The organism is Vibrio galatheae, assembly GCF_000967545.1.
GTDB lineage: Bacteria > Pseudomonadota > Gammaproteobacteria > Enterobacterales > Vibrionaceae > Vibrio > Vibrio galatheae.
The window spans coordinates 1-5,778 of the sequence record NZ_JXXV01000040.1; the positions used below are offsets into that span (position 1 = coordinate 1).

Genomic DNA, 5,778 nt, shown 5'->3' on the forward strand with positions numbered 1-5,778 from the left:
ACTTCGTACTTGAATCCAAGTAGCCTAACAAAGCATTTAAGAGTGATTCGCAACGCTTGGCGTTTTCGCTTCGCTCAAGTATAGCCAAGCGTCGCTCACACCTTAATGCGGCGTTAGTTTACCAATCAAGATCATCACCCCAGTTTTTATTTAGGGTGATGTCTTAGCTACAAGTGGTTTTGTGGGAGTTGAGATTGACCAAGTACGGCCACAACTAAAATAAAACCGTCTTCCTTTGTAAAGTAAGCAGTGTGTTTTCCTACCGGGAAATAGAAACCGCTTGAATAAATCTCGTCGCAACTGCGACCTACGGCCGGATTGTCGGCAAGCATTTGAAACCCAGTTAGCAATGTATCTTTATAGTTGTTCCACTGCATTTCAGAAAAGTTGTTGATGGTATAGCTTTTAATTTTTCGTAAATGAGCCTGAGCTAATTTACTTAGTTTGTATTTATTCTTGTGCATAGTGGGTTACAAGGCGCTTAGGAAATCTTCACCATCAACTACATTGCCTTGTGCTAAGTCTTGTTTAGCTGACTCGAAACAATGTTTAAGGTAATCAGTTTTCATAGCCTCTAGTTCTTCATAGTCTTTGATAGACATTACCACCACGGCATCTTTACTGTTTTTGCTAATCTTTACTGGCTCACGTTGGGCGCTGAGAAGCAGCTCACCAAAGTTACGCTTTGCATCATTTGCTGTTAGTGTGTGCATGCTCAATCTCCAAATTTGGAATTACAGTAAGATTATAGTTCGTCGCACAAAATGGTCAATATGATTAAATCGTGCGATTTGTGCGAAAGGTAAACTAACAAGCAATTTAAGAGTGATTCACAACGCTCGGCGCTCTCACTTCAAGTTAGTTTAGTGTTTATGGCACAATGGTTTAGGTAGGGTGGTTAGCGTTGTTCACACCTTAATTGGGCGTTAATAAGCTACTGTTAACGAATAGTTTTTATGGTGAGTTGTCCTGCGTTTGTTGTTGATATTTCAGGTTCAAAACAGCTTAGGCATTCGCTACTGGTTTTGTAGGTTCTTTGCTGAAAATGCCATTTGAAATCATCAAAAGCGCTAATATGCCAACCAACATTTTCGCTTTCATTGGTTCATCGTTGTGGCAATTATCTAACCTGAACTTCTGTGGGTGGCCCATTTCAACCAGTCAAGTTAGTCACTAGCTGAAACCTTGTTTGTGGAAGCCGTCGTGGGGCAGTAGCCAGTATAAATCTAGGTAGTTATTGGCGTTGAGTCTGGTGTGGTTTTTAAGTCTTGAACGCGTGGAAAGTACTTTATTAACAATGTGTTCAAGATGGATTCTCAACGCTCGGCAGTTTTGGTTGCAAATTTTAGTTCAGTGATTAAGGTGGTTTTATTGAGTGAAGTGGTGCGTTGTTCACCACTTAACACGGCGTTAGCTTTATGGGGAAATCATGACATACGGTGATATAGAAAAAGAATATAGTACTTACATGGAGGTTGCATCTTTACAGCTCGGATATTCTGACGTACCTCAGTTTGTAGATGTAGGCGATTACTTATCTTTAGCTAGAAACAAGATATCTAAAATGGCTATTGAGAAAATGCCATATCAAGTATTTGCTTTAGATAGAGCAATTGAAGTGTTAATGATGCTCACTGAAATGTTTCATGTCCCAAACAAAGATCCAAGACGCTTAGCTCTTTATGCTCAGCTTCGTCGTTCGAGTAATATTACGGTTGCTTTCAGGGAGGTTATGTCTCTTGGGCTTGAAGAATCAGCTCGGGTATTAACCCGAAATTTACTTGAGTCAAATGAGTTAGCATTTGCTGTTCTTGTAAGCGCGGAATTCTCAGCGCGCTACTTTCTAAATGAAAGTGTTGATCAAAAGACATTTTGGAAACAAGAAATAGCTTATGGGAAAATATACCGATATGTATCAACAGCATATTCTCTGGCAGTTCCCGAGCATGAAGTACAAGATTACCTAGCTCATCGAAAGGAGTTAAAAAATATAACTTCGTCAGCTGTGCACTGTGATGACAGCGGTGGTTTTAGAGGTATTGCTACACCAGTTCTAGGTGAAGATGACTTAGTTAGTATTTATCCGTACGAAGCAATTAGTGTTCATGCACCAAACCATATTGAAGCGGTAATAGATGAAGTATATATGGTTATTGGTATATTTATGAATGCTATGCAAGCTAAAGAGTATAATCAACCATTTGCTCTGGGGAGCCATGACCCAAAGAACATTCATAGTTTGTTATGTACTATTGATGCATTCCAAAAGTTGGTTAATAGGCCAAGATGATCGTTTGAAAATAAAGCTAACAAGGCGTTTAAGACGGATTCCCAACGCTTGGCATTTTTGCTTTGATTCAGCTTTAGTGTTTACGGCACAATGGTTTAGGGCAGGTGGTAGCGTTGCTCACCACTTAACGCGGCGTTAGGTTGCTTTTAAGATTGCGGGCTTGTTAGTTCTGCGTTCAGCCACTTCAAGTCCATCATTTGTAGTTACTTTGGTGTCTGTGTGGCTCGAACATTTTCATGTGAAAGCTCAGTCTTGTGGCTAAATTTCAAGTCTGGCGATTCACCGTTTTTCAGCTTGAACGGTCAAGTTTAGTTTTCAGAAACCGCTTGTTCTAATAGGTTCTGCGGTTCGGTGTTTTGAAGCTCGGCGCATTTTGGCTCAGTGAACCACCGCAAATTTAGTGAAGTGCTTGTCATTTGAGTTCATAGGTTATTGCGGTGCATTCAGCATTGGTGTTTTATAGCTCAACCACTGCATACCAAATCAGCAAAGGCGCTGGAATAAGCATTCCTAACAAACTGCTTAAGACGGACTGCCAACGCTCGGCGGTTTTACTTCTGGTTAGGTTTTGTGTTTACGGTGGTTTGTTTAAGTTTAGTGGCAGGTTGGCAGCCACTTAGCAGGGCGTTAGGTTGCTTTTAAGATTGCAGGTTTGCTGTTTTCGCGCTTAGCCACTTCAAGTCCATCAGTTGAAGTTACTTTCTCGTCAATGTGGCTCAACCACCTTCATGTGAAAGCGTCGTTTTGTGGCTAAATTTCTAGTGTAGTGGTTCACCGTTTTTGAGTTTTCACGACCAAGTTTAGTTTTCCGAAACCGCCTATCCCAAAAGGTTATGCGGCCCGGTGTTTTGAAGTTCAGCGCATCTTGGCTCAACGAACCACCGCAAAACAGTGAAGTGTTTGTCATTTGAGTTCAGTGCTTGTTGCGGTGCACTCAGCATTGGTGTTTTATAGGTCAACCACTGCATCCTAAATCAGAACAAGTGCGCGTAATAAGCATCCCTAACAAACTGCTTAAGGCGGACTGCCAACGCGCGGCGGTTTTGCTTCTAGTTAGGTTTGGCGTTTACGGTGGTCTGTTTAAGTTTTGTGGCATGTTGGCAGCCACTTAGCAGGGCGTTAATAAGCTACTGTTAACGAATAGTTTTTATGGTGAGTTGCTCTGCGTTTGTTGTCGGTATTTCGGGTTCAAAACAACTTAGTTATTCGCTATCTGTTTTGTAGGTTCTTTGCTGAGAATGCCATTTAAAATCATCGAAAGCGCTAATATGCCAACCACCATTTTCGCTTTCTTTCGTTCATCGATATGGCAATTATCTAACCCGGACTTCAGTGGGTGGCTCGTTTTCAACCAGTCGAGTTAATCGCTAGCTGCAAGCTTGTTTGTGGAAGCTGTCGTGGGGCAGTAGCCAGTATAAATCTAGGTAGTTATTGGCGTTGAGTCTGGTGCGGTTTTTAAGTCTAGAACGCGTGGAAAGTACTTTATTAACAATGTGTTCAAGATGGATTCACAACGCTCGGCAGTTTTGGTTGCAAATTTTGGTGCAGTGATTAAGGTGGTTTTATTGAGTGCAGTGGCGCGTTGTTCACCACTTAACGCGACGTTAGGTTGCTTTTAAGATTGTAGGCTTGCTAGTCCAGTGTTTAGCCACTTCAAGTCCATCAGTTGAAGTTACTTTCGTGTCCGTGTGGCTCGAACATTTTTATGTGAAAATTTCGTTTTGTGGCTAAATTTCCAAGTTCAGCGCATCTTGGTTCGGTGAATCACCGCAAAAACAGTGAAGTGTTTGTCATTTGAGTTCAGCGGCTGTTGCGGTGCACTCAACATTGGTGTTTTATAGTTCAACCACTGCATTCCAAATCAGCAAAGGCGCTTGGAATAAGCATTCCTAACAAACTGCTTAAGACGGACTGCCAATGCGCGGCGGTTTTACTTCGGGTTGGGTTTGGTGTTTACGGCGGCTTGTTTAAGTTTAGTGGCAGGTTGGCAGCCACTTAGCAGGGCGTTAGGCTCTAGTCATAACTTAGTAAGGTTTTATATGAATGAATGGTTTCCAGCTATAACAACTACCTCCTTGTTAGCAGGCTTAATTTGGCTTTCTAAGAGTTGGTTGTTAACTCGCCTAAAAGGATCGATTGCTCATGAGTACAACGAAGAGCTAGAGAGTTTGAAATCGCAGTTGAGAAAGGCAGAAGATAACTATAAGTCTGATCTTAAAAAGAAAGAGCAACGAATAGATGTGTTACAAAGTGAGGTGCTGTCTCAAGTCAGTGCGAGATACACTGCATTGTACGCACGACAAATGCAGGCAATAGAACGCATTTGGGAGGCTGTCGTTATTTTAGGGAGTGCTAAGTTTACATCTTCCACCATGACAAATGTTAATTATGAAGCCGCGATTACGGCAACAGCAACTGATCAAAAGGCGAGAACTTTTTTTGATATCATGTGTAAATATGACACGGATCAGCTGGGGCAGGCTATTACATTAGCGTCCCAACAAAGACCATTTGTTTCGGTAATTTCTTGGGCCTATTATGCGGCCTATCAAGCTATTCTCTCGTACTCAATTGTTCGAGTTGAGTTACTTAAAACGGGTGTAGGCTGAGATTTTACAGACAGTGAAGGTGTTATTAAGTTGGTTAAATTAGCTCTTCCTCATCAAAGTAAAAACATCGATGAATTTGGTGTTAGTAGTTGCCACTATTTATTAGAAGAGCTAGAAACTAAGATGTTGGAATCTTTCTCAGTAACCTTGAACGGTGATGTCGCTGATAGCGAGTCACTCGAACGTGCCGCAAAAATAATCTCTCAGTCAGAAGCTCTTCTTAAAGAAGCTCAGGTCGCTCAGCCAATAGCCTAACAATAAATTTAAGAGTGATTCACAACGCTCGGCGCTTTCACTTCAAGCCAGTTTAGTGTTTATGGCACAATGCTTTAGGTAGGGTGGTTAGCGTTGCTCACACCTTAATTTGGCGTTAGGTTGCTTTTAAGATTGCAGGCTTGTTAGTTCATCGTTCAGCCACTTTAAGTTCGTCAGTTGAAGTTACTTCCGTATCTGTGTGGCTCGAACATCTTCATGTGAAAACTTCGTTTAGTGGCTAAATCTTGAATTCAGTGAATCACCGTTTTTCAGCTCGATCGGCCAAGTTCAGCTTTCAGAAGCCGCTTGTCCTAAAAGGTTCTGCGGCTCGGTGTTTTGAAGCTCGGTGCATTTTGGCTCAGCGAACCACCGCAAAAACAGTGAAGTGTTTGTCATTTGAGTTCAGTGCTTGTTGCGGTGCATTCGGCATCGGTGTTTTATAGGTCAACCACTGCATTCCAAATCAGCAAAGGTGTGCGTAATAAGCATCCCTAACAAACTGCTTAAGACGGACTGCCAACGCGCGGCGGTTTTACTTCTGGTCAGGTTTGGGGTTTACGGTGGTTTGTTCAAGTTTAGTGGCAAGTTGGCAGCCACTTAGCAGGGCGTTATGTAATAGGAGTA

Annotated in this window: 5 protein-coding genes; 3 read left to right on the plus strand and 2 right to left on the minus strand. The window is 42.1% G+C overall.

The features are described from left to right. Positions 1–167: 167 nt before the first annotated feature. Both TW81_RS18540 and TW81_RS18545 read right to left on the minus strand, forming a co-directional pair. Positions 168–464, minus strand: a complete 297-nt coding sequence (locus tag TW81_RS18540) for a type II toxin-antitoxin system RelE/ParE family toxin (RefSeq protein ID WP_045957227.1) — start codon at positions 462–464, stop codon at positions 168–170. Positions 465–470: 6 nt separating this feature from the next. Next, the gene (locus TW81_RS18545) at positions 471–713 is read right to left on the minus strand and encodes a type II toxin-antitoxin system Phd/YefM family antitoxin (RefSeq protein WP_045957228.1); all 243 of its coding nucleotides are present in this window, start codon (positions 711–713) and stop codon (positions 471–473) included. Between the two features lie 716 nt (positions 714–1,429). Between TW81_RS18545 and TW81_RS18550 the strand changes: the two genes are divergently transcribed. The 3 genes from TW81_RS18550 to TW81_RS18565 all read left to right on the plus strand — a co-directional run bounded on the left by TW81_RS18550 (position 1,430) and on the right by TW81_RS18565 (position 5,154). Then, positions 1,430–2,290 carry a hypothetical protein gene (locus TW81_RS18550; protein WP_045957229.1) on the plus strand — a complete coding sequence of 287 codons (861 nt, stop codon included), beginning with the start codon at positions 1,430–1,432 and terminating at the stop codon, positions 2,288–2,290. Positions 2,291–4,329: 2,039 nt separating this feature from the next. After that, the gene (locus tag TW81_RS18560; RefSeq protein ID WP_045957230.1) at positions 4,330–4,899 is read left to right on the plus strand and encodes a hypothetical protein; all 570 of its coding nucleotides are present in this window, start codon (positions 4,330–4,332) and stop codon (positions 4,897–4,899) included. Positions 4,900–4,929: 30 nt separating this feature from the next. Then, entirely contained in the window at positions 4,930–5,154 is a 225-nt protein-coding gene (locus TW81_RS18565; RefSeq protein ID WP_045957231.1) for a hypothetical protein, read from the plus strand. Positions 5,155–5,778: the final 624 nt, after the last annotated feature.

What these genes read in the sequence shown, in the direction of transcription:
- TW81_RS18540 (WP_045957227.1), bottom strand. Translation starts at nt 464, where the DNA reads ATGCACAAGAATAAATACAAACTAAGTAAATTAGCTCAGGCTCATTTA.
- TW81_RS18545 (WP_045957228.1), bottom strand. Translation starts at nt 713, where the DNA reads ATGCACACACTAACAGCAAATGATGCAAAGCGTAACTTTGGTGAGCTG.
- TW81_RS18550 (WP_045957229.1), top strand. Translation starts at nt 1,430, where the DNA reads ATGACATACGGTGATATAGAAAAAGAATATAGTACTTACATGGAGGTT.
- TW81_RS18560 (WP_045957230.1), top strand. Translation starts at nt 4,330, where the DNA reads ATGAATGAATGGTTTCCAGCTATAACAACTACCTCCTTGTTAGCAGGC.